This window comes from Lysobacter sp. TY2-98 (assembly GCF_003367355.1).
Classification (GTDB): domain Bacteria; phylum Pseudomonadota; class Gammaproteobacteria; order Xanthomonadales; family Xanthomonadaceae; genus Cognatilysobacter.
This window is the reverse complement of the sequence record NZ_CP031413.1, coordinates 246,016-272,236: the sequence shown is the minus strand read 5'-3', so window position 1 is coordinate 272,236 and position 26,221 is coordinate 246,016. Positions and strand designations below refer to the sequence as shown.

General features: G+C 67.0%; 30 protein-coding genes. 20 read left to right on the top strand and 10 right to left on the bottom strand.

Translation table 11 applies throughout. The features are described 5' to 3' along the window. Positions 1-118 precede the first annotated feature (118 nt). The 4 genes from DWG18_RS15090 to DWG18_RS01335 all read left to right on the top strand — a co-directional run bounded on the left by DWG18_RS15090 (position 119) and on the right by DWG18_RS01335 (position 1,557). The gene (locus DWG18_RS15090; protein WP_162823642.1) at positions 119-283 is read left to right on the top strand and encodes a hypothetical protein; all 165 of its coding nucleotides are present in this window, start codon (positions 119-121) and stop codon (positions 281-283) included. Positions 284-414: 131 nt separating this feature from the next. Continuing rightward, positions 415-579 (top strand): glycoside hydrolase family 47 protein, encoded by a 165-nt coding sequence (locus DWG18_RS01345; RefSeq protein ID WP_205289385.1) that lies wholly within the window; start codon positions 415-417, stop codon positions 577-579. Between the two features lie 335 nt (positions 580-914). Beyond that, complete coding sequence (locus tag DWG18_RS15640) at positions 915-1,274, top strand: prepilin-type N-terminal cleavage/methylation domain-containing protein (protein WP_115644720.1); 360 nt, start codon at positions 915-917, stop codon at positions 1,272-1,274. 82 nt (positions 1,275-1,356) lie between these two features. After that, positions 1,357-1,557: a hypothetical protein gene (locus DWG18_RS01335; RefSeq protein ID WP_115644719.1), complete on the top strand. Its 201-nt coding sequence runs from the start codon at positions 1,357-1,359 to the stop codon at positions 1,555-1,557. A 470-nt stretch (positions 1,558-2,027) separates the two neighbouring features. Here the strand turns inward: DWG18_RS01335 and DWG18_RS01330 are convergent, their stop codons facing one another. Further along, positions 2,028-4,160 carry a copper-translocating P-type ATPase gene (locus tag DWG18_RS01330; RefSeq protein ID WP_115647970.1) on the bottom strand — a complete coding sequence of 711 codons (2,133 nt, stop codon included), beginning with the start codon at positions 4,158-4,160 and terminating at the stop codon, positions 2,028-2,030. Positions 4,161-4,499: 339 nt separating this feature from the next. On the opposite strand from DWG18_RS01330, the gene DWG18_RS15445 reads away from it, so the two are divergent. The 3 genes from DWG18_RS15445 to DWG18_RS01320 all read left to right on the top strand — a co-directional run bounded on the left by DWG18_RS15445 (position 4,500) and on the right by DWG18_RS01320 (position 6,656). Then, positions 4,500-5,093: a hypothetical protein gene (locus tag DWG18_RS15445; protein WP_240318561.1), complete on the top strand. Its 594-nt coding sequence runs from the start codon at positions 4,500-4,502 to the stop codon at positions 5,091-5,093. A gap of 107 nt (positions 5,094-5,200) precedes the next feature. Next, on the top strand, positions 5,201-5,497 hold the full coding sequence (locus DWG18_RS15085; protein ID WP_162823640.1) for a hypothetical protein: 297 nt from the start codon (positions 5,201-5,203) through the stop codon (positions 5,495-5,497). Positions 5,498-5,888: 391 nt separating this feature from the next. Next, positions 5,889-6,656: a hypothetical protein gene (locus tag DWG18_RS01320; protein ID WP_115644717.1), complete on the top strand. Its 768-nt coding sequence runs from the start codon at positions 5,889-5,891 to the stop codon at positions 6,654-6,656. Between the two features lie 190 nt (positions 6,657-6,846). Here the strand turns inward: DWG18_RS01320 and DWG18_RS01315 are convergent, their stop codons facing one another. Beyond that, on the bottom strand, positions 6,847-7,950 hold the full coding sequence (locus tag DWG18_RS01315) for a CHAD domain-containing protein (RefSeq protein ID WP_115644716.1): 1,104 nt from the start codon (positions 7,948-7,950) through the stop codon (positions 6,847-6,849). A gap of 49 nt (positions 7,951-7,999) precedes the next feature. Between DWG18_RS01315 and DWG18_RS01310 the strand changes: the two genes are divergently transcribed. The 3 genes from DWG18_RS01310 (at position 8,000) to DWG18_RS01300 (ending at position 11,103) form a co-directional block, all read left to right on the top strand. Then, entirely contained in the window at positions 8,000-8,320 is a 321-nt protein-coding gene (locus DWG18_RS01310; RefSeq protein WP_115644715.1) for a hypothetical protein, read from the top strand. A gap of 81 nt (positions 8,321-8,401) precedes the next feature. Then, positions 8,402-9,124 (top strand): response regulator transcription factor, encoded by a 723-nt coding sequence (locus DWG18_RS01305; protein WP_115644714.1) that lies wholly within the window; start codon positions 8,402-8,404, stop codon positions 9,122-9,124. After that, complete coding sequence (locus DWG18_RS01300; RefSeq protein ID WP_115644713.1) at positions 9,124-11,103, top strand: ATP-binding protein; 1,980 nt, start codon at positions 9,124-9,126, stop codon at positions 11,101-11,103. The genes DWG18_RS01305 and DWG18_RS01300 overlap by 1 nt, the downstream gene beginning before the upstream one ends. Here DWG18_RS01300 and DWG18_RS01295 read toward each other — a convergent pair. Beyond that, positions 11,069-11,794 (bottom strand): helix-turn-helix domain-containing protein, encoded by a 726-nt coding sequence (locus DWG18_RS01295; protein ID WP_115644712.1) that lies wholly within the window; start codon positions 11,792-11,794, stop codon positions 11,069-11,071. The two genes, DWG18_RS01300 and DWG18_RS01295, sit on opposite strands and share 35 nt — an antisense overlap. Positions 11,795-12,270: 476 nt before the next feature. Between DWG18_RS01295 and DWG18_RS15080 the strand changes: the two genes are divergently transcribed. Further along, positions 12,271-12,810, top strand: a complete 540-nt coding sequence (locus tag DWG18_RS15080; RefSeq protein ID WP_162823639.1) for a flavodoxin — start codon at positions 12,271-12,273, stop codon at positions 12,808-12,810. Between the two features lie 72 nt (positions 12,811-12,882). On the opposite strand, the gene DWG18_RS01285 is transcribed toward DWG18_RS15080, so the two are convergent. Next, the gene (locus DWG18_RS01285) at positions 12,883-13,455 is read right to left on the bottom strand and encodes an Hsp20/alpha crystallin family protein (protein ID WP_115644710.1); all 573 of its coding nucleotides are present in this window, start codon (positions 13,453-13,455) and stop codon (positions 12,883-12,885) included. Between the two features lie 30 nt (positions 13,456-13,485). On the opposite strand from DWG18_RS01285, the gene DWG18_RS01280 reads away from it, so the two are divergent. Genes DWG18_RS01280 through DWG18_RS01265 form a run of 4 tightly spaced genes read left to right on the top strand, consistent with a single transcriptional unit; the run spans position 13,486 to position 15,667 of the window. Then, entirely contained in the window at positions 13,486-14,145 is a 660-nt protein-coding gene (locus DWG18_RS01280) for a BON domain-containing protein (RefSeq protein ID WP_115644709.1), read from the top strand. A 3-nt stretch (positions 14,146-14,148) separates the two neighbouring features. Then, positions 14,149-14,907 (top strand): glucose 1-dehydrogenase, encoded by a 759-nt coding sequence (locus DWG18_RS01275; protein ID WP_115644708.1) that lies wholly within the window; start codon positions 14,149-14,151, stop codon positions 14,905-14,907. Positions 14,908-14,919: 12 nt separating this feature from the next. Then, positions 14,920-15,123 carry a dodecin family protein gene (locus tag DWG18_RS01270; protein WP_115644707.1) on the top strand — a complete coding sequence of 68 codons (204 nt, stop codon included), beginning with the start codon at positions 14,920-14,922 and terminating at the stop codon, positions 15,121-15,123. A 4-nt stretch (positions 15,124-15,127) separates the two neighbouring features. After that, on the top strand, positions 15,128-15,667 hold the full coding sequence (locus tag DWG18_RS01265; protein WP_162823638.1) for a GNAT family N-acetyltransferase: 540 nt from the start codon (positions 15,128-15,130) through the stop codon (positions 15,665-15,667). Here the strand turns inward: DWG18_RS01265 and DWG18_RS01260 are convergent. Both DWG18_RS01260 and DWG18_RS01255 read right to left on the bottom strand, forming a co-directional pair. Next, the gene (locus tag DWG18_RS01260; protein ID WP_115644705.1) at positions 15,646-15,921 is read right to left on the bottom strand and encodes a hypothetical protein; all 276 of its coding nucleotides are present in this window, start codon (positions 15,919-15,921) and stop codon (positions 15,646-15,648) included. The genes DWG18_RS01265 and DWG18_RS01260 overlap by 22 nt on opposite strands. Before the next feature lie 49 nt (positions 15,922-15,970). Then, positions 15,971-16,810: a universal stress protein gene (locus DWG18_RS01255; protein ID WP_115644704.1), complete on the bottom strand. Its 840-nt coding sequence runs from the start codon at positions 16,808-16,810 to the stop codon at positions 15,971-15,973. A 250-nt stretch (positions 16,811-17,060) separates the two neighbouring features. Between DWG18_RS01255 and DWG18_RS01250 the strand changes: the two genes are divergently transcribed. Both DWG18_RS01250 and DWG18_RS01245 read left to right on the top strand, forming a co-directional pair. After that, on the top strand, positions 17,061-18,431 hold the full coding sequence (locus tag DWG18_RS01250; protein WP_115644703.1) for an MBL fold metallo-hydrolase: 1,371 nt from the start codon (positions 17,061-17,063) through the stop codon (positions 18,429-18,431). After that, complete coding sequence (locus tag DWG18_RS01245; protein ID WP_115644702.1) at positions 18,428-18,793, top strand: hypothetical protein; 366 nt, start codon at positions 18,428-18,430, stop codon at positions 18,791-18,793. Before DWG18_RS01250 ends, DWG18_RS01245 begins: the two co-directional genes overlap by 4 nt. Positions 18,794-18,808: 15 nt before the next feature. Here the strand turns inward: DWG18_RS01245 and DWG18_RS01240 are convergent, their stop codons facing one another. From DWG18_RS01240 to DWG18_RS01235, 3 genes are all read right to left on the bottom strand, one after another. Further along, a complete protein-coding gene (locus DWG18_RS01240) occupies positions 18,809-19,462 on the bottom strand; it encodes a BON domain-containing protein (protein ID WP_115644701.1) in 654 nt (217 codons plus the stop codon). After that, positions 19,459-19,620, bottom strand: a complete 162-nt coding sequence (locus tag DWG18_RS15075) for a hypothetical protein (RefSeq protein ID WP_162823637.1) — start codon at positions 19,618-19,620, stop codon at positions 19,459-19,461. The genes DWG18_RS01240 and DWG18_RS15075 overlap by 4 nt, the downstream gene beginning before the upstream one ends. Before the next feature lie 170 nt (positions 19,621-19,790). Further along, on the bottom strand, positions 19,791-22,304 hold the full coding sequence (locus DWG18_RS01235; protein WP_115644700.1) for an HAD-IC family P-type ATPase: 2,514 nt from the start codon (positions 22,302-22,304) through the stop codon (positions 19,791-19,793). Between the two features lie 382 nt (positions 22,305-22,686). On the opposite strand from DWG18_RS01235, the gene DWG18_RS01230 reads away from it, so the two are divergent. After that, the gene (locus DWG18_RS01230) at positions 22,687-23,520 is read left to right on the top strand and encodes a universal stress protein (RefSeq protein ID WP_115644699.1); all 834 of its coding nucleotides are present in this window, start codon (positions 22,687-22,689) and stop codon (positions 23,518-23,520) included. Positions 23,521-23,633: 113 nt separating this feature from the next. Here DWG18_RS01230 and DWG18_RS01225 read toward each other — a convergent pair whose 3' ends face one another. Beyond that, positions 23,634-23,924: a hypothetical protein gene (locus DWG18_RS01225; RefSeq protein ID WP_115644698.1), complete on the bottom strand. Its 291-nt coding sequence runs from the start codon at positions 23,922-23,924 to the stop codon at positions 23,634-23,636. Between the two features lie 135 nt (positions 23,925-24,059). Between DWG18_RS01225 and DWG18_RS01220 the strand changes: the two genes are divergently transcribed. Together DWG18_RS01220 and DWG18_RS01215 are read left to right on the top strand one after the other, a co-directional pair. After that, positions 24,060-24,503 (top strand): BON domain-containing protein, encoded by a 444-nt coding sequence (locus DWG18_RS01220; protein ID WP_162823635.1) that lies wholly within the window; start codon positions 24,060-24,062, stop codon positions 24,501-24,503. A 363-nt stretch (positions 24,504-24,866) separates the two neighbouring features. After that, positions 24,867-26,102, top strand: coding sequence for a divalent metal cation transporter (locus tag DWG18_RS01215; RefSeq protein ID WP_205289384.1), 1,236 nt, complete (start codon positions 24,867-24,869; stop codon positions 26,100-26,102). The last annotated feature ends 119 nt before the right edge of the window (positions 26,103-26,221 follow it).

The window sequence follows — 26,221 nt, the reverse complement described above, 5'->3', positions numbered from 1 at the left end:
ATCGGCGCCCGGCTTCGCGCACGCGGACAGCAGCGACGCGACGGCGAGCGCGAAAGCGCCTCGGCGGAGATCAGTCGTCATATCGCATCTCCAGGGTCAGCGTGCGCCGGTTGTATGGATGGACGTTCCAGTACGTGCGATCGCCGAGGTTGTCGACGCCGACCGCGCCGCTCCCGTGCGCGTTCGCCCGGCAGTGCACGCGTGCGTGGACCACGAGGAACCGCTGGCGCCGAAGCAGGTGTGGCTGTTCACGTCGCTGTTGTCCAGCGTATTGAACTGCTGACCGCTGTATCGCGCGGCCCCGGTGAAGCTCCAGTCTGAACCCCATGGTAGGACGGTACCCGGTTCGCCCGCCACCGCGGCACACGCGGCTGCCACTTGGCTTTGCTGGTCGGGACGTCGGCGTTCTTCTTGATGATCGAGCGACCTCGCAAGCTCGCGCCTGTTTTTGCGGATGAGCTACTGACCACCAGGAAGCAGGCCGACGAGATGGAGAGCTTCGTGCTGGCCGAAACCTTCAAGTACTTCTACCTGCTGTTCGCGCCCCTGGCACGCTGGATCTGGACCGGGTGGTGTTGAATACCGAGGCGCATCCGCCGACGCGGGAGGTCAGGTCGCACCAACGCTGATGCGGACGAGTCGGGCGAGGTCGGCCGCCTGCCCGCACACCGTCGAATCCATTTCGCGCAACCCGCACTCCCGAGCCGACCGCCGGGCCCCGGCGCGCGTCAGCCAACGACAATCGGGGTCAGAACCTGACAATCGCGGACATGGCATTGTCGGTTCTGTGCGTGACCGCGATCCCACAACCGAAAATCGCCGACCAAGGGCGTCCAATCGCGTTTGGGGCCCCCTAGATTGTTCCTCGCCGCACCGCCAGCCACGCCTCGCGGTTCGAGAAGGGGGACACCGTCATGAAGAAGCAGCAGGGCTTCACACTCATCGAGCTGATGATCGTGGTCGCGATCATCGCCATCCTCGCCTCGATTGCGCTTCCGCAGTACCGCAATTACACCCAGCACACCGCTAATGGCGCATGTCTCGCCGAAGCGAAGGTGTGGATGAACACCGCAGTGGCCGAAGCCGCAGATGGTCGTACCGGCGCGGCGTTCGTCGCCATCGCCTGTAGTCCGGTGTCTAGCGGGATCACCGTTAGTCCGACCGACTACTCGAACAACGTCGTCAAAACCTTTACCCCAATGAACAAGGGAGCGCCTACGGCGCTCCGGACGACGAGCTGCGAATCAGGTAGCGACAGCTGCGCGCTCAACTGAAGGTCGTTCCATTGCGGTAGACCATGCCGGCGCATGATGGGCGCCGTCGGTCGACGCGGCCTAGTGAGACGGCGCAGGGTGAATGCCCGACGACAGGGCATTGGAAACCTATGCGGCCCTGCCGCTGATTCCGTTGATCTACAGCAGCCAGGCCGTCAATGCCGTGATGCTGCCATTCCACGTCGTGGCACTTCAGTTGCTCACGCAGAACGGCCGAATCATGGGCGGACGGACGCTGCGGAGCTGCGACAGCGGTGGCGGCCTGGACGAGCGTTGGGCTTGAATTGGTTGGACGTGCTCCCGCGGTGAAGACCTGCAGTGGCTCAGCTTCGCTGGTTGGCCGACGAACAGTCGAACCGACACGCTCAGGCGTGCCTTGGACATCTCCGAGTTCAACAATGGCGGCGCTCCTTGGGGGGGGCAGGTGCGCTTCAGGTCGGAAGCGGACATCCGTCGACCGTCGTCAGCGCGCTAGTCGGCGTTGACAGCCCCGCCGCGGCAGCCGACAAGTGGTAGGTCGTAATGGATTCGAGCCGTCGACCAGCGGATGAAAGAGCGGATCTGTGTGCGCAGTTGTTCGGCAAGATTATGGGACGCCGTAAGAGGAATGGGCGCCAGCGCAATCAGTCACATCCCGCACGCCGTGAACGTTGGCGCGGAACTGCCTGGGGAATGCGCTGGACGATTCGAGCGCGCGGCCCGCATCGCGCAGCTACCCTTTCGTTCCTCGCGCCTGCATTGCACGTACGTCGCTCAGTGGCACGACGCGTCCTTTCCCAGCGGCGTGGCCGGGGCGCCGGTCGTGGTCGTCTCTCCGAGACGATCGAGCCTCAGTGCGTTCGCGACCACCGAGAACGACGACAGACTCATCGCGAGCGCCGCCACCATGGGGCTCAGGAGCCAGCCGGTCCACGGATAGAGGACGCCCGCCGCAAGCGGAACGCCAAGGGCGTTGTACGCGAGTGCGAACGTGAGGTTCTGGCGCATGTTCGAAACTGTCGCCTGCGAAATCCGGCGGGCCCGTGCGATTGCTCGAAGGTCGCCGCGGACGAGCGTCACGTGTGCGCTCGACATCGCGACGTCGGTGCCGGTGCCCATCGCGATGCCGACGTCGCTCGCCGCAAGCGCGGGGGCGTCGTTGATGCCGTCACCGGCCATGGCGACTGTGGCGCCGTTCTTCCTGAGCTCGTCGACCAGGCGCGCCTTGTCCTCCGGCCGGACCTCCCCGTGTACCTCGTCGATCCCCAGCGTTCTCGCAACCGCCTGTGCAGTCGTCTGACCATCGCCCGTCGCCATGACGACGCGAAGTCCCTCATTGCGCAGCTCGTGCAGCGCCGGCCCGGCGCTCGGCTTGATCGGGTCGGCCACGGCGATGAGGCCCCAGGCGCGCCCATCAACGGCCAGAAACATGACGCTCGCGCCTTGTCCACGCAGTTGCTCGGCATCGTCGAGGAGCGCGGAGATCTCGATGTTGCTGTCGAGCATCAGCTGTGCGTTGCCGAACAGGAGCGCATGCCCGTCGACTCGCCCGCGCACGCCTAACCCCGCAACGGCCTCGAAGCCGTCGGCCGGCTGCAGCGAAAGCCCGCGACCGCGGGCCTCGGCAACGATCGCAGCCGCCAGCGGATGTTCGCTGCCCGCATCGAGTGACGCCGCAAGGCGAAGGAGATCGTCGTCGCGTTGGCCGGGGAAAGCGAGGACGTTGGCAAACCGCGCCCGCCCTTCCGTGAGTGTGCCGGTCTTGTCGACGATCAGCGTGTCGACCGCCCGCAGCCGCTCGAGCGCCTCGGCATCGCGAAACAGCACCCCTTCCCGCGCCGCGCGCCCCGTTGCCACCATCACGGACATTGGGGTCGCGAGGCCAAGCGCACACGGGCAGGCAATGATGAGCACGGACACGGCGTTCAATAGCCCGTAAGTCCACGACGGCTCGGGCCCGACAAGTCCCCACACGACCAGTGTCACGAGTGCGATCGCGAGAACCGCGAGTACGAACCAGTGCGCGGCCCGGTCGGCCAGCCGCTGCATCGGAGCGCGAGAGCGTTGCGCGTTCGCCACCAGTTGCACGATCTGTGCGAGCACGCTGCCCGCCCCGACCGCGCGCGTCTCGATGAGCAGGCTGCCGGTCGTGTTGAGCGTCGCGCCGATCACGGTCGCGCCCCGGACTTTCTCCACCGGCACCGGTTCGCCGGTCAGCATCGATTCGTCGACGTTCGAGTGACCATCGACGACCACGCCATCGACCGGCACCTTCTCGCCCGGCCGTACGCGCACGCGCTCTCCGACGCGCACGTCCTCAAGCGGCACGTCGTTTTCGGTCCCATCGTCCATGACGCGACGGGCGGTGCGGGGTGCGAGTCCCAACAGGGCGCGAATCGCCCCGGACGTTTGCGAGCGCGCGCGCAACTCGAGTATCTGGCCCAAGAGCGTCAGCGACACGATGGCAGCGGCTGCCTCGAAATAGACGCCTACGCGTCCTTCCGCGTGGAAGGCCTCCGGAAACAGCTGCGGCGAGACCGTCGCGATCAGGCTGTAGACGAATGCGGCGCCCACGCCGGTGCCGATGAGCGTCCACATGTTCGGCGCCCGATTGCGGATCGATTGGGCCCAGCGGACGAAGAACGGGCGGCCGGCCCACAGGACGACGGGCGTCGCCAGCACCAGTTCGATCCAGCTCCGCACTGACGGGGGCATGCCGGAAATCCGATGCCCTGCCATCGCAAGCACCAGCACAACCACGGTAAGCGGCAGCGTCCACCAGAAGCGGTGCGTGAACTCGACGAGCTCCGGCGACGGCGCATCGCTCGCCAAGGGCATGGCGGGCTCGAGCGCCATGCCGCAAATGGGACACACGCCGGGCTCGTCACGCCGAATCTCCGGATGCATCGGGCAGATGTAGAGCGTGCCGACCGCCAGGTCGGCAACGGGCCTCCCCTGATGCTTCACCGACGTTGTGTCGCCGCGCATGGGATGGCACCGCCCTTTCGCGATATACGCGCTGCGTTTACGCGAGCCTGCACGTGAGCCGGTCACTCAGCGAGGCCCGCACCTCCGGCCGACCGTCAACGAGCTCCGGTCTTCGTTAGCGGCACTGGGGACCGATGGCCGGACGTGGAGCGTCGACCCTCTGGATGCGGCGTCCCTCCGGCACGCGGCGGGAACACGCCAACTCCGGCCGCCCTCCACGCCAAACTCGGCCGCAATGCGAACCAGGCCCGCGATGCTATGAACGCCAAGCTTCGCCATGAGGCGCGCACGGTGGGCCTTCACTGTTCGCTCGCACATTCGCAGGTCGTCCGCGATCTGCTTGTTGAGTCGTCCGGACACGACAGCCTCGAGCACAGACCACTCGCACGATGTCAGCGTAGACGCACGATCGAACGCTCGCGCTACTTGGGCCGCGCGGTCGCGTTGTTCGAGATCGCGACGCATGGCCGCTTCGACCGCGGACAGCAGAACGCTTCTGGAGGCCGGCTTGGAAAGCACATCGACCGCGCCTCCGCGCATCGCCTGCACCGCAGCGGCGATGTCGTCGGACGCCGTAAGGAACACGAATGGGGGCGCGCACGGGTCGTGCGCAAGCGACTGCTGCAGGTCAAGGCCGCCCGGGCCAGGGAGGCGCATTTCAACGATCAGGCACTGCGGTACCTGAGATCCCGGCGAGGACAGCAGGAAGTGACCCACCGATGGATACAACCGCACTTCAAACCCGCAGTCCGTGAGCAGCCGCGCGAGCGAGATGCGCACGGGCTCATCGGCGTCGATGACGTGCACGACACCCGCCGCGCCGGCGCTCGCGTCCGCAACGTCGTCGACTAGCCGACCCGCACCGTCGAGGGTGAGGTAGGCCGCGTTTTCGGCCAGTTCGACGGCGGCATTGACAGCACCCATCGTCATTCGCGGTGGCACGCCAGACTGATCGCGGCATGCGCGACTGCATCCGCAACCCGCAATGCGGCGTGGAGGCGCTCGGGCAAGGGGCGGCCGAGGGCAATACAGATATCCATTTCCCGGCCGCCAGACGCGGGCCGACGCGCGCCGGGACACAGCCGCGCGGCGCCCTCTACTCCACGTTTGAAGTGTCGAAAATTCCGCCGTCGCGAAACGGATGGCGACGCACACCTGTGGAGCACGACCACCTTGCCGAGTCGATGGTTCGCGTCTGTGCATACGATCGGTCCGGCGTCCTTACCGGCCTGAAGAACGACGGTCGATCCAAATGAGCCGAACGCCGTCACGGCGACACGCTCATGTCGCGACGGCGGTACGCAGGAATCCGCAGGGAAAGTCGCAGGCGCTGACGTCGACTCCACTGGTTTCATCGTTGCAGCCCCGAGTGAATCATGTTGCCGCCTCGTATTTGGCCGAGGGCAGCAGTGTTCTTAGTTGACGCTCGTCAGCTTCGATGCATGGCGTCGAACGACCGCTACGACCGATGCTGACCCGCATCAGCATCGGGCGGGATGCGCCAACGACAATGCCGATACCCGCCGTGCGAACGACGGACTGCGGGGCTGCGTCGGCGGCGTAAGCGAACACCGCCGGGCGCACCCGCAAACCGGGCCCGACCGCCAACGGCCCGCTTGACGACGCGGAACGCGGTCTGCCTCGAGAATGCGAATTTCGGATTACCCGCTGCTCGTGTTTTTCGTAAGCCTCGCCCTGCTGGCGGGATCGTTGTACGCGGGCGTCGCGATCGGTCGTCGTCGAAAGCGACGATCGCCCCACGCAGAGGAAGCAGACTTCGCCATCGTCATCGGCGGCACGCTGACACTGCTCGGCCTTGTCGTCAGCTTCGCCTTCGCCATGGCCGTAGCGCGATATGACCAGCGCAAGATGTTCGAGGAGGAAGAGGCGAATGCGATCGGGACGGAATACCTCCGGGTGGGTCTTCTCGGACCCGCAGCCGCCCGGAGCCTGCGCGCGCGCCTTCGCGACTACACCGACCTGCGCATCGCGTTCTACTCGACGCGTGACGACGCATCACTTGCGGCTTTGGGGGAACGGACCGCCACCGTCGAGAACGCGATGTGGTCGATCGTCGAAGCGGCCGCGAACGACAATCCGACGCCGCCGGCGTTGGCTGCGGTGATCGGCATGAACGACGTCATCAATCGGCGGGGATACACACAGTTCGCGTGGTCGAACCGAATCCCTCGCGCAGCGTGGGGCCTGATGCTTTCGATGGCGATCTGCGGGCATGTTCTGCTTGGAGAGGGCGCGAAGAATCCGCAACGGGAGCGTTTCGTGGTGATCGCGTTGCCTCTCGTCATTTCGATCGCGTTCTTTCTCATCGCCGACATCGACAGCGCACGCCACGGCATCATCCGGGTCGCGCCCGACGATCTGCTTGCGCTGGCCGCTGCGCTGAAAGCCAGCTGAGCTTGCACATCGGCGCTGACGACCGTGACTCGCAGGATCGTCTCGTCGCGTCGTGCATGCGGAAAAAAATCCCTCGAATTTTCCCGCCACCGCGTCGGGCGCATCGGCGCGGGAACTCGCCTGATCAACCGGCGGGCTGCGGGTCGATTCTGAGGAGCGCGCGAGCACGCATGCTGGCGACGACGTCGCGCTAGCCGACGAGGCGGCTGACGGAAAGCAGCCGATCCCGCTGCGTGTTACGCGCCTTGCGCAGCACGCGTCGAAGGCGTTTTCGCTTCCGGTCACTCAACTTGCTTCCACACGCGGTGCTCGCCAGGAGAACGTTGTCGTCCTGCAGGCGGCCAAGTTGCTCGGCCCAGCACTCCGAGACCGGGTCTGCAGGCATGTCGATGCCAAGTGCGACACAGGCATCACGTTGTTGAACGAGTCGCCGCAATCGGCGCCGCCACTTGTGAATCTTTCTGGGCGACGGGTCCGCTACTGCGGCAGCCCGCGCGAGCGCGACCTGGGTGGTCGTCGCTTCAACCGCCGTGCGGATGTCGGCCATCGCGACGTCCTCCCATGGCCAGTCGGCCATAACCTCGGCGACTGACGCGATCTGGCCGCGAGCCGATGCCATCCGCGCGGCGCTGTCGGCGTCAGCTTCCAGTCGAGCGCGGGTGCGCTTCAGGTACTTGCGCGCGGCGTCGAGGGCATTTGCCGTCTTGTCGCTGGCGCTTCGTTCGAGACTTTTCAATGCGCCCAGCAGCGCGTGCGCGTCGCGCAGGTCGGACGTGCGGTCGTTGGCGTACTTCAGCTCATCGAGCGCAAGCGCGACGCCGCCTTGCGGATGCGGCCACGCGAGCAACAGCGCAGCGCGTGCGCGCCGCACGGCCTTCCGTCCTTGATGGATGCCTCGACGCGATTCGTGGCCGCGAAGCTCGAGCTCGGACATGGCCAGATGCAACTGTTCGGCCACGTATCGCTGGAGGCGCCGACCCACCGGGGCGTCATGCTCGCTCATGTCGGACAAGGTGGCCCCACTGCCGGAAGGACGCGTCAACTTCCGGCATGAGGTGGCCGCGGCAGACGGTGCGGTCAGCATTGCGGCGCCGCCTGCGCCGAGGACAGCCCGACCCGCAGCGGCGGCGGCCAGCGTGAACATGGCTTCATCGTCGTCCCTTCCGCGGATGGACGCGGAATGCGCGTCGACCAGTGGCTCATGCATGCAAGCCACGTTACTGACACGGATCAGCTTCGACGTTCGCGCCTCGAACGGCAGTCGCGCGCGATCCTGACCAGCGTCATGTTCCACTCGGATCTCGCGACCAGGATGGTCGCAGGCCTACTTCGGGAGCTGTCCAATGAGCGCGACCATCACATCACAAGCGCGGCCACTCGCATCGCGCGAACATGAGCGATTCGACGTCATCGCGGTGGGCGCCGCCCTGAGCGTGTTCTTCCTCATCACCTACGGAATCATCGCGGTCGCCTACCTGCTGGATCCGCACATGCCGATGACGCAGGCACTCATCCACGAATTCATCCCGGGCACGCAGGCGCCACCACCGGGCGAGTTGCTCGAGGGCGCGATCTTCGCCTTCGCCTGGGGCTGGTACATCGCGCTCGTCGGTGTGCCGCTGTACAACGTCTTCCTGGCACGGCGCCGCTCGACGCGCGGCTAAATCGCAGCGCCGCCGACAGGCGGCATCTGCGCACGGCGGGTCGGACCTAGAGTCAACGGCAGACGTCGCTCGTCATGTCGTATGGCCGCTTCGTGCACTCCAGCGTCCCCGACCGTACTGGTCGTCGATGACGACCCCGCGGTGGCGGGGCTTCTCACCCGGTATCTCGGGGGCCGAGGCATGCGTGTCGAGGTGGCATCGTCGTTGGCGGGACTGCGTCGCGCGTTGGCGACCTCGGCCTTCGACGCCATGCTGCTGGATCTCGGCTTGCCGGACGGCGACGGACTCACCGCGTTGAGCGAAGTTCGCGCGGTGTGGTCCGGGCCCGTCCTCATCCTCAGCGGGCGCTCGGAAACGGTGGAACATGTACTCGGCCTGGAGTCCGGTGCCGACGACTTCGTCGACAAGCCGTTCGACCTGCGGGAGCTTCTTGCGCGACTGAACGCTGCGTTGAGACGTGGCGCCCCACCGCGCACCGACGCCGAACTGTCGATTGACGGGCTTCGCGTCAACCTCGCGCGACGCACGGTGACGGGACGCGACGGCGCCCCTCTGGCGTTGACGGAGGGCGAATTCGACGTTCTCGCCGTGCTTCTGAGGCATCCGCTGCAACCCGTCAGCCGCGATGCATTGATGAGCCAGACGCGTGGACGCCAGGCCGGCCCGTTCGACCGCGCCATCGATGTGCAGGTCGCGCGCCTGCGGCAGAAAGTCGAGCGCGATCCCGCGAGGCCTGCGCTCGTGTGTTCGGTGCGTGGCGTCGGTTATCGCCTGGCGGAAGTACCCACGTCCGTGGTGGCGTGATGCACACCGCCCTGTTCGATGCGATTCCCGATGCGCTGGTCATCGTCGACGACGACGGGCGAATCCTGATGGCGAACCGGATGGCGTACCGCCTGTTCGGTTACGAAGCGCCCGCGCTTGTCGGCCGATCGGTGGAGCAGCTGATTCCCCCCGAGCTGAGCGACCAGCATCGCCGTCACCGGCGGGGCTTCCGCAGACAGCCACGCGAGCGTGCAATGGGCCAAGCGCACATGGCGCTGATGGGGTGCCGACAGGACGGCTCGCAGTTTCCCGTGCAGATCGCGCTGAATCCGCTGCATCTCGGTGAACACATGCAGGTGCTGGCGTCGATCCGCGACGTGTCGGACACGCCAATGGCGCAACGCGTGCAACGGCGTTCGATTCACGACGCGGCACTCGCGGTCATCGGCCCGCTGATCGTCGGCACGGGCGAGGTGGGCCAGATCCTCAACGAGGTCGCGCGCGAACTCAGCGAAGCGATGGGCGTCGGGCCGGTCTGGGTATTGACCCGGGACTCGAGAGGCATCCGTCGATGCACGGGCATCGGCCTGACCGCGCCGCCGGACGACTGGCTTGCGGCACAGTCCGAGGCGCTTTTCGCGTCGCTCGAGCCGGGTCAGGTCGTCCGCGTCGAAGGCGATCGGCTGGGCGCGGCGACGCCGCCGGAGGGCATGCGCTCCGGCCTGGCCTATCCCCTGCTCCTCGCCGACGGCACCGCCGCTGCGGCGCTGACCGCGTTCTCGCGCGACATCGAGGCGTTCGACAGCGATGCCGAGCAGCTCCTGCAGACCACCGCGACGATGCTGTCGTCGATGCTCCAGCGCCAACGTTCCGCGGAGGCGTTGGCGCATGCGCAGCGACTGGAAGCGATCGGCAAACTGACCGGCGGCGTTGCGCACGATTTCAACAATCTGCTGACGGTGATCTCCGGCAACCTGCAGATGCTCGAAGCCCACGTAAGTGACGAGGGCGAGCCGCGCGAACTGCTGGCCGCCGCCTTGCGGGCGGCAGACCAAGGCGCGTCGTTGACGCGCAAGCTGCTCTCGTTTGCCGGCAAGCAGCGGTTGCGTCCCATGCTGATATCGCTCGGACGTGAAATGCGCGAGCTGGAACGACTCGCACGCGCGACGCTCGGGGAGCGGATCCGGCTGACGGTTCACGCTGCCGCCGATCTGCCGCCGGTGCGCGTCGATTCGTCCATGCTCGACAGCGTCGTGCTTAATCTCATCCTCAACGCACGCGACGCCATCGACGGTGCGGGTGAGGTGTCAGTGACCATTTCGGACGAATGGATCGCTGGCGACGGCCGCGGCCCGCTCCCCCAAGGCCGGTACATCGCGCTCGCCGTGCGCGACACGGGATGCGGCATGACCGAAGAGGTTCTTGCCCACGCGTGGGAGCCCTTCTACACGACCAAGGCGTCCGGTCACGGCACCGGACTGGGCCTCAGCATGGTCTACGGCTTCATCCGGCAAAGCGGTGGGCACGTCCATCTTCAAAGCGCCCCCGGCCGCGGCACGACAGTCACTCTCTACCTGCCCGCCGCGAGCGAGCAGGAAGCGGCAGGAATTACGGCCCCGGAGGTCGTGGTCGGCGGTAACGAGATCGTCTTGGTCGTGGAGGACGACGACGCGGTCCGTGCGACGGTGGAGGGAATGCTCAAATCGTTGGGCTACCACGTCATCGCAACGCCATCGCCCGAGGCGGCGCTCGAGTGCGTGGAGACGCTCGGCGATATCCGTCTGCTCTTCAGCGACCTCACGCTCGAGCACGAGATGACCGGCGCCCAGCTCGGCCACGAGGCTCGCCGCGTCCGACCCGATGTGGCCGTGCTCCTGACATCCGGCCATCCGGACGCCGCGGTGCGTGACGGCCTGGACCGGTTCACGCTCCTGCCCAAGCCTTACCGTCGGGAGGAACTTGCGCGGGCCGTCCGCGCCGCACTCAGTGAACAGATTCGCGTCGAGGAGACGGAGTAGCCCGCGTTGCGTAGTCGTCCGGCGCGAGCAGGCGCACGAGCGCGTTTCGATCCAGGATCGTGATGTTCCTGCAGTCGACGCGGATCAACCCGGCGCCTTCGAGTCGCGTCAGCGCGCGTACGACGCTCTCCGACGCGATGTCGAGGAAGCTCCCGATGTCGTAGCGGGTCATCCGTAACATCAGCTCGTCCGCGCTGTAGCCGCGTTTCGAAAGACGCGCACTCAGGTCAAGCAGGAAGTAGGCGACGCGCTGCTCGGCATCGAGCGCATGAAGCGCAAGCATCCAGCTCCAGTCACGGGCCAGCGCGGTCGACATCATTCCCGCAACCTGCGGGAGCAGTCCCCGCACGGGATCGAGCAGGTCGGACTGGGGCAACTCGATCACGTCGGCGACGTCGAGTGCCATCACATCCGCGGCGTAACGCCCGCTGGCGAGCGCCTCCACGCCGAGGACGTCGCCCTTGAGCGCGAAGGCGGTCACACGTTCGCGCCCGTGTTCGTCGAGCACCGTGCATTTGAAAATGCCCGCGTGGACGACGTACGCAGTCCTCGCGACCTGCCCGCTGCGATAGAGCATGTGCTTGCGCCGTACGCGACGATGCGTCGCGCGATCGGTGTCCCAGTCCGTGTCGAGGGTCCGGGGTGCAACCGGCTCGACGCGGCGTTCGTGCAGTGCGATGACATCGGCCATGGCCTGTACCTCCACGCCAGACTCTAGGCGCGTCGACGCGCAAGTAGCGATTCGAACGTTTGCGGGTTGTAACAGCGTGTAACACCAGGGCAGTTGCTGATGCACGTCAGCGTTCGATGGCGTCGGCACGCGATGCTTGCCGTGTCGGTACGAGAGGCACCGACGCTCGTGCGACCGGCCGCGTGGACGGGTCCGACAGCCCCTTCCCCGCGTGTCGTGACGCTCGGCGCGCCGGCACCGCGGACGTACACCGCCAAGGGGGTGGCGTCCGAACCGGCAGGGATCACCCGCCCGCCCAGGCTTGCCCTGTGTCGGCCGGTCGTGATCCACCCGCGACTGGCGTCGCGGGTGTCGGGTCACCGGCCCCGGCGACGGATCGCCCCGGGGCCCGGTCACGCCGGGTCCGTCGGGAATTCGGGCCGCGCGCGATCGCCCCGTCGGCCGCCTCTCGTCCGGCACTTCCACCGGGGACAGCCATGGCCCGCTCGCTCGTCGTCTATTACTCGCGCACCGGCAATACGCGTCGACTCGCGCACGAGATCCGCGACATGACCGGCGCCGACATCGAAGAGCTCGCCGAGGCAACGCGCAGCGGGCGGCCGCCGGGATGGGTCCGCTGTGGCGTGGAGGCGGCGCTGCGCCTGCGCCCGTCGCTCCAGGCGGCGACCCGTCGCCCGAGCGAGTACGACCTGGTGTTCGTCGGCGCACCCATCTGGATGGGCCGGTTTGCACCTGTCGCGCGTGCTTACGTCGCAACCGTCGGTCGTGGCGCGCCGCGACTCGCGTTCTTCTGCACGCAGCGTGGCGCGACGGAATCGGCTGCGGTCGAGGACCTGGAACGCCTGGCAGGTGCACGCGCAGTGGCGGCGTATTCCGAACGCGTCGGTGCCGTGCCCGATGTCGTCCGGCATGCCGAGGTCCAGCGCTTCGTGCGCCGCGCGCAACGCGGGCATGTCAGCACGTTCGACCGCGGCGCCGGTCAGCCGTCGCACGCCCCCACGCCCCACGCCGGCTGATATCGGTCAGCCCACTTGCGCTCCGCGCAGCCTGCGTCATTGCGCGGAGGCTGCTGACTAGGCTCCCGTGCGTCAACTCACGCGGACGTGCTGTGCCTTGGTCTGCGTCGCCTTCGGCAGCGTAAGGCTCAGGACACCATGATCGAACGACGCGCTGGCGTGCGCGGCGTCGATCTCGGCCGGGAATGTGTACGACCGGAAACATTCGCCGGATAACCGCTCCTGCTGCAGTCGCTTGCTGGAGTTCGCGTCTTCGGTGTTCTTGAACTCCGCCTGCACAGTGACGGCGTTGCCTGAAATCGAGATGTCGATGTCGCTCTTCCTGACGCCCGGCATGTCGACATCGACGAGATAGCGACTTTCTTCTTCGCGAATGTCGCTGCGGAGTCCGAGCGAACCCATGTCCCGATCGAGCAGCCGCCCCAGACGGCGGTACAGGCGGTCGAGATCGTCATCGAGCGGCTCGAGCAGGTGCCGCATCGGCTCAAGTGCAGTGCGCATGGCAGGTTCTCCCAGGCTGAAGGTGCAACGAGCATTCGCGCCGACGTGTGGTGCGTGTTGATCCCGATCAGCTTTGCACGGCGTCCGCGAAATGCTGACGCGGGTCAACACCGCACGCGCGTCGGGTGATCGGATGAGGCTCATCACCACGCACGCCGTTGCGGGAGCCGAGCAATGACGACCCCTCTGTACAGCGACAAGGACATCCAGCAATCCGTCATGGAAGAGCTCGATTGGGAGCCGAGCATCGACAGCGCGAATATCGGTGTTGCAGCGGATCAGGGCGTCGTCACCCTGTCGGGTCACGTCGAGACCTACGCACAGAAGTGCGACGCCGAGCGCGCTACGTGGCGGGTCAAGGGCGTCAGGGCCGTCGTCCAGAATATCGACGTCCACTACCTTGGCGATGCGCCCAGCGACGAGGAGATCGCGCAACACGCCGTTGCGCAGCTGAAGTGGGATACCACGGTGCCGCAGGGCATCCATGTTCGCGTGAGCAAAGGATGGATCACGCTGGAGGGCGACGTGCAAACCCAGCACCAGCGCACCAATGCCGAGCGCTGCCTGCGCCACCTCCGGGGCCTACGCGGCATCAACAACCTGATCGAGCTGAAACCGGCCGCGCAAGCGGCGTCGATCAAGCCGCTGATCGTCGAAGCCCTCAAGCGAAGCGCGGAGATCGAAGCCAAGGAGATCCGCGTCGAGGTGAAGGACGGCACGACCGTCACCCTCGAGGGCCACGTGGACAACTGGGCGGAGCGTGCCGCGGTCGAGCGCGCGGTCTGGTCGGCACCTGGCGTGCGCGCCGTCATCGATCGCCTCGCGATCGCCTGAGTCATGCGGCGCGTCGAGAACAAGGTGTGCATCGTCACCGGGGGCGCGGTCGGCATCGGTACGGCATGCGCGCAGCGGCTCGTCGACGAGGGTGCGCGGGTCGCGGTCTTCGATCTCGCGATCACTCCGCCCGCGGCCATGCGTGGCCTGGCCGACCGCGCACGCTATTGGTCGGTCGACGTGGCCACGGAGATCGCCGTGCATCGCGCGATCGCGGAGGTCGTCGAACACTTTGGAAGTCTCGACGTGCTGGTCAACAACGCCGGTATCGCAGGCACCAACAAGCCGACGCATGAAGTGACCGAGGACGAGTGGGACCGCGTGCAGGCCGTGAACGTCAAAGGGGTGTTCTTCTGCACCAAGCACGCCGTCCCGCACATGTGGGACCGAGGCGGCAGCATCGTGAACCTCTCATCGATCTATGGCCTCGTCGGTGCGCCCGACGTACCGCCCTACCACGCCTCCAAAGGTGCCGTGGCCCTGATGTCGCGGACGGACGCGCTGCTTTACGCATCGCGTGGCATCCGCGTCAATTCGATCCACCCCGGTTACATCTGGACGCCGATGGTCGAAGGGCACATGCGCGACACCGGCGCGACGGATATGGACGCCGCGCGCCGCGATCTGGCGCAGCTGCATCCGATCGGGCGCGTCGGGGAGCCGGACGACATCGCCTGGGGCGTGGTCTATCTCGCCTCCGACGAATCCGCCTTCATGACCGGCGCACAGCTGGTCATCGACGGCGGCTACACCGCCCGCTGATGGAGACGCGCCATGGCCGTCACGAAAGTCATCGAGATCAACGCCGCCTCGGACCAGAGCATCGAGGACGCCGTCGCGCAAGGACTCAAACGCGCGAGCGACACGCTGGACGGCGTGCAGGGCGCGTGGGTGAGCGACATCAACGTACAAACGAATGAGCGCGGCGAGATCACAGAATGGCGTGTCCGTCTGCGTGTCAGCTTCCTGTTGCGGTGACGTCATGAGCATGCCCACACGCATCGAGCGGCCTTCCACTCTCGCCACGGTCGATCTCGGCAACGGCCATGCCGCGACCATCCGCACCCTGCAGGCCACCGACGCCGCGGCGGAACGGCGATTCATCGAAGGGCTGTCGCCGCAGACGCGGCGCGAACGCTTTCTCACGACGATGAATGGCGTCGGAGAAGGCCTGCTGCAACTCCTGATGGCGGAGGACGCGGAAGGACCACTTGCGGTCGTCGCCACACTGCCGGGCGAACGTGGCCTCGAGATCATCGGCGTCGCGCGTATCGCGCCGTCGGGCGGGCGGGCGGCGGAATGCGCGATCACCGTAGCCGACGCGTGGCAGCGGCGCGGCCTGGGCCATCGCCTGCTTGAGGCACTGCGCAGCCTGGCTGCCAAGCGGGGCATTCGCCGGCTCTACTCGATCGATGCCGTCTCGAACGAGCACATGCGCGAATTCGCTCGTGCGGTCGGCGCACACGCGCGAACCGATCCCGATGACGCCCGGCAGGTGATCTACGAACTCGACGTGTCCTGACGGTGCGGCGTCTCGCGCCGGTCGCGCTCGAGTACGGCGATGAAGTCGTCATAGCACAGGAAGAACGCCTGCCACAGGCCGGCGCGCGCCTCGGCGTCCGCCGCGTCGATGCGTTCATGCAGCTCTGCGAGATGCTCCTGGTGGCGCAGTAGTTCGCCAAGCATGTGTTCGTGCAGAAGCCGGCTATCACGACCCTGCGTGAGCTGTTCCGCACGCAAGCGCGCTTGCACGATCACGCCGTCGACGTGATGCATCGCTGCGCGCGCGTGGAGATTCCACCTCGCCGGCGGAGCGCGTTGTCCGTCAGTGGGAGAAGAGGACAGGCACATGGCTGCGCCACAGCAGCTCGCGCGTTGCACCGCCGAATGCCCATTCACGTGCGCGGGAATGACCGTAGCCGCCGCAGATGATCAGGTCCGATCGCGACTCCACCGCCGTCAGAAGCAGGTCGTTGCCTACACCGCCCCGAGCGGTCGGGTGCACCTGCACACTGACCTCCAGCCCATGTCGAGCCAGATGCGCAGCGATGTCGGCGCCTGGCTCCTGTCCGTGGTCGCGGTCACCCAGCATCGGCTCGATCACCAGCACGTCGACGTGCGCGCCTTTCGGAAGCAAAGGCAGCGCGTCATGGACGGCGCGAGCGGCTTCGGGGGTCGGCCGCCACGCGACTGCGGCGCGGCGTATCGGGAAACGCACGTCACCGTCGTGCGGAATGGTCAGGACCGGCCGACCGGATTCGAAGAGCAACGTGGCGAATGCGGCATGCAGCGCCGGCGTGTCGGCCGTCTTGGGGCCTGCGGCGGCAACGACCACGAGATCCGCGTAGCGCGCCTCGAGCGCCAGGAGATGCGGCACCGCCGCGGTGTGCGCTTCGGCCACGTGAACGTCGAAGACGATGTCGCGCGACTTCAACGTCTCGCGAAAACGCACTGCGCGTGCCTCCGCCGTATCACGCTGCAGGGTCAGGCTCTGCTCCAGCACGACGGGAGTGACGCCATAGGACGCCACCGTCGCGAGCGGTCGGTCGAGCGGCACCGCCACCGTCAGCCGCGCGTCGGTGGACTGCGCCAGTGACACGGCGGCTTCCAGCGCGACTTCGTCCGAGGCGGTATCGGTGAGGGCAAGCAGGATGTCGCGGATCATGGCGGCGTCTCCTCGCACGCGTGTCGTCCGGCCGACGCACTCGCAGTACGCGCGGCGCGGGCGGTTGCCTGCAGTGTGTTGCGCGTGCCGACACGAAAGCTGATCGCAGTCAGCTTCGGGCCCGCTTGGACGAGCCGCCCGTCAAATGGAAGGCGCTACGCCGTCGTGCGCGGGATGCCTCGTCTCTGACCTGGATCAGGATTCCGTGACCGGTCTGCGCGCAGCGTCGACATCACCACCTGGAGCGCACATGTCGACGCCGTCGGTTCCCACGCTGCGCTTCCTCGGTGCCGCGGGCACGGTCACCGGATCCCGTTTCCTGGTCGACGTCGGCGCCCACCGCCTGCTCGTCGATTGCGGACTCTTCCAGGGCTACAAGGTTTTGCGCGAGCGTAATCGCCGGCCGTTCCCCGTGCCGCCGTCGAGCATCGATCTCGTCCTTCTGACCCACGCGCATCTCGACCATTCCGGGTACTTGCCCCGCATCATCCAGGAGGGCTACCAGGGCAAGGTGCTGTGCACGGAAGCGACGCGCGATCTCTGCGCACTCCTGCTGCCCGACAGCGGCCGCCTCCTGGAGGAAGAAGCGAGGTTCGCCGCGAAGAAGGGCTATTCGAAGCATGCGCAGCCGCTTCCGCTCTACACCGAGGCCGATGCACGCCGGAGTCTCCGGCATCTGTCGCCGGTGTCGTTCGACAAGGACATCGAGATTCCCGGCGGGACTGCACGCTTCATCCGCGCAGGGCACATCCTGGGCGCCGCACAGATCACGCTGACGCTCGATCATCGACGCGTGCATTTTTCCGGCGACCTCGGTCGACCGGTCGACGCGCTACTGCCGCCGCCGGCGCCGCATCCGGCTTGCGACACACTCGTCTGCGAGTCGACATACGGCGATCGCGTGCATCCGTTCGTCGATGCGGAGGACGAACTCGCGGAGGTCATCAACCGTGTAACCGGGCGCGGCGGTGTCGTCGTGATCCCGGCTTTTGCGGTCGGTCGGGCACAGGAGCTGCTCCTGCACATCGCACGCTTGCGACAGCGCGACGCGATCCACCCCGTACCGGTGTATCTCAACAGCCCGATGGCCGAACAGGCGAGCGGCCTCTATCGGCGACACCCGGCCGATCACAAACTCGATGCCGAGGCCTGCCGGCAGACCTTCGATCGCGTCACGTTCGTGGGTAGCGCGGAGGCATCCAAGGCGCTCAATCGACAGCACGGCCCGATGATCATTCTCTCGGCAAGCGGCATGCTGACGGGCGGACGCGTACTCCATCACGTCACGGCCTTCGCGCCGGACGCGCGCAATGCGATCGTGCTTTCCGGCTACCAGGCCGCCGGCACACGCGGCGCCCGACTCGTTGCCGGCGATAGCGTGTTGCGCATCTTCGGTCGGGATGTGCCAATCAACGCCGAGGTCGTGCAGCTGAAGAGTTTTTCGGCGCACGCCGATTCGAACGAAATCACGCAGTGGCTACGCGATGGCCCGAGGCCTTCGGCCGCGATCTACCTCACGCACGGGGAGCCGAGCGCATCCGATGCGCTGCGACTGCGCGTGCAGCGCGATCTGGGCTGGCCGATCCACGTGGCAGATCACGGCGAGGAGATACCACTATGAGAGTTCTGTCGCTGGCGTCGCACGCGCCCTCATCGCCGACACGCCCGTGGCGGTCGCATGTCACGCGACCGGCAAGGCGCCTGGTCCTGCGTGGCCTCGTCGTCGCGCTCACGCTCTGGTTCGCAACCGCGATCGACGCATGGCTCGCCGAGGCGGGCTCGCTCGGCTCCGCGCTGAATCCGGTGTACCTCGTGACATTGGCAGCGGCCGCGGCGCTCGTCACGCCACTCACTCGCGACACCGAGGAGCTCCACCTCCCGGACGCGTTCCTTCTGGTGTTCGCCGCATTCGGCGTGCAGCTGGCGATGCTGGTCGCATGGAATCTCGGCGTCTATGCGTACTTCATGACTGCAGCACGATGAATCGCGGTTGCGCCGTCAGGCGATCTGGATGCGGTCGACCACCGCCTTGATGCCCGGCGCCGCCCACGCCGCGTGCTCCGCGGCCATGCGTTCCGACACATCGTGCACGGTGCCTTCGAGGATGCAGGTCGCCTTGTCGTCGACGTCCACCTTGATCCGGCTCGCCTCGACTTCCGCATTGCGCTGCAGGGCGCTGACGATGCGGTCGCGAACCGAGGCATCGGCGCCCTGCGCTCGTAGACCGATCCGGTTACTCACTCCGCGGACGCCCGCAAGCGTGCGTACGGCGGCTTCGGCGTTCGCGCGCTGATAGTGCCAGTCGACCTGGCCATGCAGGGTCACCCACCCCTCGCTGACGCGCACGCGTACCGATTCGGGAACTGTGCACTGCCGCCGGAGTGTTGCGATCGCGCGCAGCGCGATGTCGGCATCGGTGGGACTCTCGAAGCGTTGCCGGACGTGCATGTTCTGCACCACACCCTGTACGCCGCGAATGCGCCAGGCCGCCTCCTCCGCCGCCAGCAGTTGGGCATATGTCTGCGCGAATCCGCTCAGCGTCACGACGCCCGCATCGACGGTGACGCCGATATTCACCTGATCAATGTCGGGCGCATAGTCGAGCTCGTCGAGAACCTGCTTCCGGATGCTCCGGTCGGCCGGCGTCGTCATCGCAGCACCTGCATTTGTTGGCTGATTCTGATTAGGTTTCCGCTGCGGGCCCGCTTCATGACCTGCGGCAGCATTTGCAGCGCCCTGTCGCCGTCGGCAAGCACCGGCCCGTGCAGGAGTGCATCGGTTTCGAAGGCGACGGCCCGCTCGACGAGCATGCGAATTCACTGCACGAATCTTGTTCGTTCCGGCCTGGCCGGCGGCTACCGGCTTCCGATTCGACGTCTTGGTGCATCGCCGTCGCCCACCGCGCTCGAGGCAGGCTGCGCCGTGGCGAGGTTCGCCGACGAACTGCAGTCGCCTCCGTGTAGAAGCCAGCTCTGCGCGCTTACGAGAGAGACGCGCGAGCACGCCAAACCGACGCGCGCCGCAATGCCGAACGAAACGCCATCGTCGCGATGCCCGCTGCACCCACTGCAGCGACCGCAGCCAGCGCACTCAGCAACGCCCAGCCGATGGGCACGGTTGCGAAACCGAGCACATGAGCGAGCGGCAGGTACCCGACGAGTAGTGCGAGTACCGCGAAGACCGAGGCGGTCACGAGGACGAACACCTTTCGTGCCTGTTTCGTACGCAACCACGGCCCGCTCCAGGCGAGGATGCTGAGGTTGCCGGCCACGATCGCGAAGAACGCGAGCGTTGTGGCCACGCCCGACCCGAGGTGGTGCACCCATCGATAGACCAGTGCAGCGCCCACCAGCGACCCCGTACCCAGCAGCACCGCGTGAACCAGCGAGGGCAGCGACATCATCGGGCTCTCCGCAGCAGCGCCCGCACGGCGTGGAATCGCGGCATCCGCCGGCAGCTGCTCGAACATCAGGCTGGACACGGGATCGATCAACATCTCGAGCATCAGCACGTGCACCGGGGTGAGCAGCATCGGCCCGCCCGCGATGACCGGCAGCAGCGCAACGCCGACGATGGGCACGTGGACGGCGATGATGTAGCGGATCGCACCTCGCAGATTCCGCTGTATTCGACGTCCCGCAGCGATGGCACCCACGATCGTTGCGAAGTTGTCGTCGGCCAGCACGATCGACGCGGCCTCGCGCGCGACGTCCGTGCCCCGCTTGCCCATGGAGACGCCCGAATGGGCCGCTTTGAGCGCAGGCGCGTCGTTCACGCCGTCGCCCGTCATGGTCACCACTTCACCGGAACGCGCCAGCACCCGCACAAGCCGCAACTTGTCCTCGGGCTGTACGCGCGCGATGACGGAGGTCAGTCGGAGCCGTTCGAGCAGATCGTCGTCGCTCAGCGTTCGCATCGCAGCGCCGCTGAGCGCGTTGTCGCACGGCTTGATTCCTGCCTGCTGCGCGATGGCGCACGCCGTCGCGATGCTGTCGCCGGTCACAAGGAGGATGCGGACGCCGGCGGCCTGTGCGGCCTGGACCGCGTCCGGCACCTCGGCTCGCAACGGATCCTCGAACGCGACCAGCCCGAGCCAATGAAGTGACATCGATGCAGGCGAGTCCGGCAAGGCGCCGGGCGCCACATAGCCTTCCGCGACGCCAAGCATGCGGAGGCCGTGCGCTCCCAAACGTTCCATCGCCTGACTGACGGACGACGTCAACGCATCATCGCGATCGCACAGGCTCAACACCGCTTCGGGCGAGCCCTTGCACGCCACGGATCCCTGCGCGGTGACGCTCGCGGCGAGCCGGATGGCCGCGTTGAACGGATAGTGCCGGAGCACGATTGCAGGCTGCGCTGACACCCGATCGAGCAGCGCGCGGTCCATCGGGTCGTGCGTCGGCGTGGCCGTCGCGAGTGCTGCGGTTTCGACGATGGCCCGAGCCGAAGGCGGCGGTTCGACGCCCGGCTGCAGAACATGCTCGCGGTCATCGAGCCAGACGGAGTGCAGCGCCATGTGCCCGACCGTGAGCGTGCCGGTCTTGTCCGTGCACAGAACCGTGGTCGACCCGATCGCTTCGATTGCCGAAGGCCGGCGAACGATCGCGTTCTGTCGCGCCATCCGCCATCCCCCCAGGGCCAGAAACACACTGAGGACTACGGGGAATTCTTCCGGAATCGTGGCGATGGCCAGCGTCAGCCCCGCGAGCAGCGCGCGCAACAGGCCGACGCCGTGAGCCATTTGGACGGCAACCAGCACGGCCGACAACAGAAGGCCGAGCACCGCAAATCGCCGCACGAGGCGGCGAATCGTGCGTTCCATCGGGCTGGGCTCGCGCTCCTGCTTCGCGAGCAGACGGCCGATCTGGCCCAGTCGCGTTGCCGATCCGATCGCGGTGACCTCGAAGGTCCCCTGCCCGCGAACGGCGAACGTTCCGGAAAAGACCGCGGCATCGGGCGCGCCGGCAGTCTTGGACACCGGCGCCGACTCACCCGTCAACAGCGATTCGTCGACCTGCAGGTCGACGGCATGCAACAAGGTTCCGTCCGCCGCGATGCGCGTACCCTCCGCCACTTCCACGAGGTCGCCGACGACGACGTCGCGCGCCGGGATTTTCATGACGCGCCCGTCCCGCCGCACCACCGCCTCGAATGCGGCCAACTCCTGCAGAGCGCTGACAGCGCGCTCAGCACGCCAGCTCTGGTACACCGTCAGTGCGACGACCAGCACCACCGACACCGCGAGCACCGCGGCGTCTCCCGCGGCGCCAAGCAGCGCGTAGATGGCGACCGCTGCCATCAGCACGAGCAGCATCGGTTCGCCCACCGCTGCGCGGATCGCCGTCGCCAGGGGACGCGACTGGTGGGCCTCGATCACGTTGGCGCCATCGCGAGCGCGCCGTTGGGCGGCTTCGACTGTCGAAAGGCCCGACCGCGACTGCGCCGGGCTCGACGTCACGAGCGGCGGCGACGGGCGCTGGGTAATGGACATTCGCCCAACCTCCGCTGTCGTGAAGGACGGTGCGGCGAACGCGTGGCGAGAAATGGGTGCGTGGCCGCTTGCCTCACCACTTTCGACGCATCGCGCCGTCCGACAGCTGACGTGAATCAGGTTCCGTCTGCGCAGAGCTGACCCCACTGCGAATCATCCCTTCGGGCGTCGTCCATGCCGGCTCAGTTCGCTCACCCGCCGCTGCTCGCGGTGCGGCTCTTTCGCATCTGCGCCGTGTGGTGGATTGATACCCGCCACGGCGGCCGGTCTTCTCGCTTCTGTCCGTGGGCAGTTCGAGCACGTGTCGTTCACTGACGCGCGTCAGTAAGCCGCGAAGGCACATTGCAGAAGGTGCAGACGGACCTACGCTGAGGGCAAGGCCATGCTCGATGTGCTCGTGCGCTCGACGAGCGCGGATGGCTCAGGGTTCGACGTCGAGATCGCCGCCCGAGTCGCGGCATCGTTCCGCGGCTCGCTGACCGCGGTTCACGTGGTGCCGATGGGCCTGCTGCCGCTCGCGCCCTATGACCCCGGCATGCTCGATGCCGCGGCGACACTCGAAGCCGAGCGCCTGGTCGAGGAGGCCGAAAAAAACGCACCGGCATTCAGCGCCTGGGCGTCGTCCCTCGGCGTGCGCAATGCGGTATGGATGGCTTCAGCGGGTGATGCGACGCACGTCATGTCGAGGATCGCGACCTGGCACGATCTTTACGTCACACAGCGGTCGTCCCGCGACGACGATTGGTGGGCCCGGCCCGCCGGTGTCGCGCGAATCGTCCTGTCGAACCGCCTGCCGACGCTCATCGTGCCTGCGGGCACCGACCCCGCCCGGCTGGCCGGCACCGTCGCCGTGGCGTGGAATGGAACGCCCGGCGCCGCACGCGCACTGCACGGCGCTCGCGCGTTCGTTGAGCACGCTCGGGACGTCGTCGTGCTGGTGGGTAACGACCGTCGAGCGGCGGAGGTCTGGCCGACCGTTGCACTCCCTCCGTGGCTCGCGCGGCACCGACCCAACGCGCGGATCCGGCAACTTGGTGACATCGGTGACGGTGGTGAGCCGACGGGCGCGGCCCTATTGAGTGCCGCCCGTGAGGAGCAAGCCGACCTGCTCGTCACGGGCGCGTACGGCCACACGCGCTTTTCGGAATGGATTCTGGGCGGCGTTACCCGGCATCTGCTCGAGCACGCTCCGCTTCCCATGGTGATGCGGCATTAGCACGAGAACCCGGTTGAGCGGAGCGCGACCCGTGAGGCGCTACGCACCGCTGCCGATCGGTAGTGCTCGGCGGCCCGCTCGCGATGCCGTTGACGCAAAGCCGCACACACCGATTACTGATCGGTGCGACGCGGCTTGGTCATGAAGTAGAAAAGCGCCAGGGAGACACCCGCCAGTGACAGTGCGGTCAGCGGTCGCTCGCGAACGCGCCGCACGACCGTGCCGCCAAACTTCTCCGCCCGGTCGAACGCGGCGCGCTCGATCTTTCTCGCCTGCCGTGCGCCGCGATCCAGCGAACCCTCCACGTCGTGCAGCGTCTCGCGTGCGGCGCGCGAGCCGGCGCGCAGCGTGGTGCGGATCGTGCCGCCTGCCGTATTTCCGCGTCGTGTCGTTGCCGTGGTCATCTGAAGCCTCGTTGTCGGGTGGTGCGCGGGCAAAGGCCGTGACCTCGGCCGAGCGCGTTGCCGCTCAATGTGGACGGCCCGGCTCGTGGAGTTGCTGACCGAATCAGCATTCGCATTCGAAGCCGTCGCGGTCCGTTGCTGACGCCGGTCAACATCGAGTGGGACGGCTGGACGTGGAATGGCGCAAGGCGTCTCCTCGCACGAGCGACCACTGCCATGTCAGACCACTTCGCCGATGCCGACCAGCAGCAAGCCGTGCTCGACGAGCTGGCTTTCGAGCCTGGCGTCGACGGCAGCCGCATCGGTGTCGCGGCGGCCGCCCGCGTCATCACCTTGGGCGGGCATGTGGAGTCGTACGCACAAAAGATGGCAGCCGAACGTGCCACGTGGCGCGTCAAAGGCGCCAAGGCCATCGTCGACACCGTCGACGTGCATCGGCCGGCCGACGGCCCGACGGACGAAGACATCGTCCATCGCGCCCTCGCACTCCTGCGGTGGGACGGCACCGTGCCCGACGAGCGCGCCGCGTGGTCGGCGCCGGGCGTGAGGCATGTCGTCGATCGCCTCGTCATTGGGTGACGCGAGCGGCCCGATCCGGTGCCTTCGACGGGTTCAACGCCGTTGATGGACCATCTTCAACTCCATGCCGCCGCTGGTGCATACGTGGCGGCGTCGCGGCCGCGCGGGTTCCACCCGGCAAGGCCGCGGGCGCACGGGACGACGACGTCAGTGGTCGTCGCGCGCCAGGAATGGATGCCACGCGGTGAATGTTCGAACGCGATCCGACACGTCAGGAAACGGCACACGCCCACTTGTTCCGAGATGAGGACTGCGAAGCACCGGCCTGGCCTGATTCGCCGCCTGCACGCCGCGGCGCGGACGCCGCCGCATGCGACAGCACACCATCGTCGCGGCATCTCCCTGCGCTTCGCGCATTTTCGAATGCAGGGTGCCAGCGCGTTCGCGGCGTTCATGGCGGTACTCGGCCCCGGCTTGCTGGCTGGGCTCTCCGACGATGACCCGGCCGGAATCACCACGTATTCCGTCCTCGGCACCGATCACGGCTATCGCTTGATCTGGATCATCCCGGCCTCGACCGTGCTTCTCATCCAGTTCCACATGATGGCCATGCGCCTCGGCGCCGCAACGGGAAAAGGGTTCGTCGGCATCATCCGGGAACGATGGGGGCGGCGATACGGATATGCGGCACTCGTCGGCCTGGTGTTCGCGAACTTCGGGACGATCTGCGCCGAGTACGCGGGCATCTCCGCCGCGTGTTCGCTCGTCGGCATTCCGACATGGGTCAGCACGCCGGTCTCCGCGTTGCTGATTTCGCTGGTCGTCGTCCTCGGATCGTTCCACCGTGTCGAGCGCGTACTGCTGCTGATCTCCGCGACGCTCGGTCTTTATCTGATCGACGGGGTTCTCGCGAAGCCGGACTGGTCGCGCGTGCTGCACGGCTCACTGACCCCGACCCTGCCGAACGACTCCACCGGCTGGATCGCCGTCGCGGCAACTCTCGGCACGACACTCGCCCCGTGGGGGCTGGCTTTCATCCAGTCGTATTCGGTGGACAAGAAGATCACGCTCGCGCAGCTGCGCTGGGAGCGTGTCGACGTCGTCATCGGTTCCTTGCTGACGGGTCTGATCGGCCTCGCCATCGCTGTCGCATGCGCTGCGACGCTTCATCGCGCGGGCGTCCACATCAACGACGCCAGTGACGCCGCCGCCGCACTGCGGCCGCTCGCCGGTTCATTCGCGAAAGCGCTGTTCGGCGCCGGTCTGCTGGGCGCGGCATTGCTGGCAGCCGCCGTGGTGCCATTGGCCACGGCCTATTCCATCGCAGAAGGCGTCGGCTCACCGGCGTCGCTGGACCTGGACACCCGCCATTTCCGCATCTTCTATGTCGCGTTCGTGGTCCTGGTCGCCGCGGCGGCAAGCATCGTTTCCCTACCCGGCCTGCCGCTGATTCCGCTGATCTACAGCAGCCAGGTCGTCAATGCCGTGATGCTGCCGTTCCACGTCGTGGCACTGCAGTTGCTCACGCAGGACCGCCGAATCATGGGCAACGGACGCTCCGGAGCGGCGACAGCGGTGGCGGGCTGGACGAGCGTCGGCCTGATCGTCGCCTGCGTAGCGGCCTTGGGCCTGAACTGGTTGGACGTACTCCCGCGGTGAAACCTTGCAGGGGCTCAGCTTCGCCCGGTGGCTCGCGGCAGACGAACCGACACGCTCAGGCGTGCCATGGACATGTCCGGGTTCACCAATGGCGGCGTTCCCAGGTGGAAGTCCGCTTT

Coding starts and splice junctions, on each gene's coding strand:
- DWG18_RS15075 (WP_162823637.1), bottom strand. CDS start 19,620: ATGCTCGTCGAGCGGGCCGTCGCCTTCGAAACCGATGCACTCCTGCAC.
- DWG18_RS01285 (WP_115644710.1), bottom strand. CDS start 13,455: ATGAGCCTCATCCGATCACCCGACGCGCGTGCGGTGTTGACCCGCGTC.
- DWG18_RS01215 (WP_205289384.1), top strand. CDS start 24,867: ATGCAGGGTGCCAGCGCGTTCGCGGCGTTCATGGCGGTACTCGGCCCC.
- DWG18_RS01260 (WP_115644705.1), bottom strand. CDS start 15,921: ATGCATCACGTCGACGGCGTGATCGTGCAAGCGCGCTTGCGTGCGGAA.
- DWG18_RS01250 (WP_115644703.1), top strand. CDS start 17,061: ATGTCGACGCCGTCGGTTCCCACGCTGCGCTTCCTCGGTGCCGCGGGC.
- DWG18_RS01240 (WP_115644701.1), bottom strand. CDS start 19,462: ATGACGACGCCGGCCGACCGGAGCATCCGGAAGCAGGTTCTCGACGAG.
- DWG18_RS01245 (WP_115644702.1), top strand. CDS start 18,428: ATGAGAGTTCTGTCGCTGGCGTCGCACGCGCCCTCATCGCCGACACGC.
- DWG18_RS01320 (WP_115644717.1), top strand. CDS start 5,889: ATGCGAATTTCGGATTACCCGCTGCTCGTGTTTTTCGTAAGCCTCGCC.
- DWG18_RS01330 (WP_115647970.1), bottom strand. CDS start 4,160: ATGCATCCGGAGATTCGGCGTGACGAGCCCGGCGTGTGTCCCATTTGC.
- DWG18_RS01235 (WP_115644700.1), bottom strand. CDS start 22,304: ATGTCCATTACCCAGCGCCCGTCGCCGCCGCTCGTGACGTCGAGCCCG.
- DWG18_RS15085 (WP_162823640.1), top strand. CDS start 5,201: ATGCGCGACTGCATCCGCAACCCGCAATGCGGCGTGGAGGCGCTCGGG.
- DWG18_RS01300 (WP_115644713.1), top strand. CDS start 9,124: ATGCACACCGCCCTGTTCGATGCGATTCCCGATGCGCTGGTCATCGTC.
- DWG18_RS01255 (WP_115644704.1), bottom strand. CDS start 16,810: ATGATCCGCGACATCCTGCTTGCCCTCACCGATACCGCCTCGGACGAA.
- DWG18_RS15080 (WP_162823639.1), top strand. CDS start 12,271: ATGGCCCGCTCGCTCGTCGTCTATTACTCGCGCACCGGCAATACGCGT.
- DWG18_RS15640 (WP_115644720.1), top strand. CDS start 915: ATGAAGAAGCAGCAGGGCTTCACACTCATCGAGCTGATGATCGTGGTC.
- DWG18_RS01265 (WP_162823638.1), top strand. CDS start 15,128: ATGAGCATGCCCACACGCATCGAGCGGCCTTCCACTCTCGCCACGGTC.
- DWG18_RS15445 (WP_240318561.1), top strand. CDS start 4,500: ATGAACGCCAAGCTTCGCCATGAGGCGCGCACGGTGGGCCTTCACTGT.
- DWG18_RS15090 (WP_162823642.1), top strand. CDS start 119: ATGGACGTTCCAGTACGTGCGATCGCCGAGGTTGTCGACGCCGACCGC.
- DWG18_RS01225 (WP_115644698.1), bottom strand. CDS start 23,924: ATGACCACGGCAACGACACGACGCGGAAATACGGCAGGCGGCACGATC.
- DWG18_RS01275 (WP_115644708.1), top strand. CDS start 14,149: ATGCGGCGCGTCGAGAACAAGGTGTGCATCGTCACCGGGGGCGCGGTC.
- DWG18_RS01335 (WP_115644719.1), top strand. CDS start 1,357: ATGCCCGACGACAGGGCATTGGAAACCTATGCGGCCCTGCCGCTGATT.
- DWG18_RS01280 (WP_115644709.1), top strand. CDS start 13,486: ATGACGACCCCTCTGTACAGCGACAAGGACATCCAGCAATCCGTCATG.
- DWG18_RS01230 (WP_115644699.1), top strand. CDS start 22,687: ATGCTCGATGTGCTCGTGCGCTCGACGAGCGCGGATGGCTCAGGGTTC.
- DWG18_RS01295 (WP_115644712.1), bottom strand. CDS start 11,794: ATGGCCGATGTCATCGCACTGCACGAACGCCGCGTCGAGCCGGTTGCA.
- DWG18_RS01310 (WP_115644715.1), top strand. CDS start 8,000: ATGAGCGCGACCATCACATCACAAGCGCGGCCACTCGCATCGCGCGAA.
- DWG18_RS01345 (WP_205289385.1), top strand. CDS start 415: ATGATCGAGCGACCTCGCAAGCTCGCGCCTGTTTTTGCGGATGAGCTA.
- DWG18_RS01270 (WP_115644707.1), top strand. CDS start 14,920: ATGGCCGTCACGAAAGTCATCGAGATCAACGCCGCCTCGGACCAGAGC.
- DWG18_RS01305 (WP_115644714.1), top strand. CDS start 8,402: ATGGCCGCTTCGTGCACTCCAGCGTCCCCGACCGTACTGGTCGTCGAT.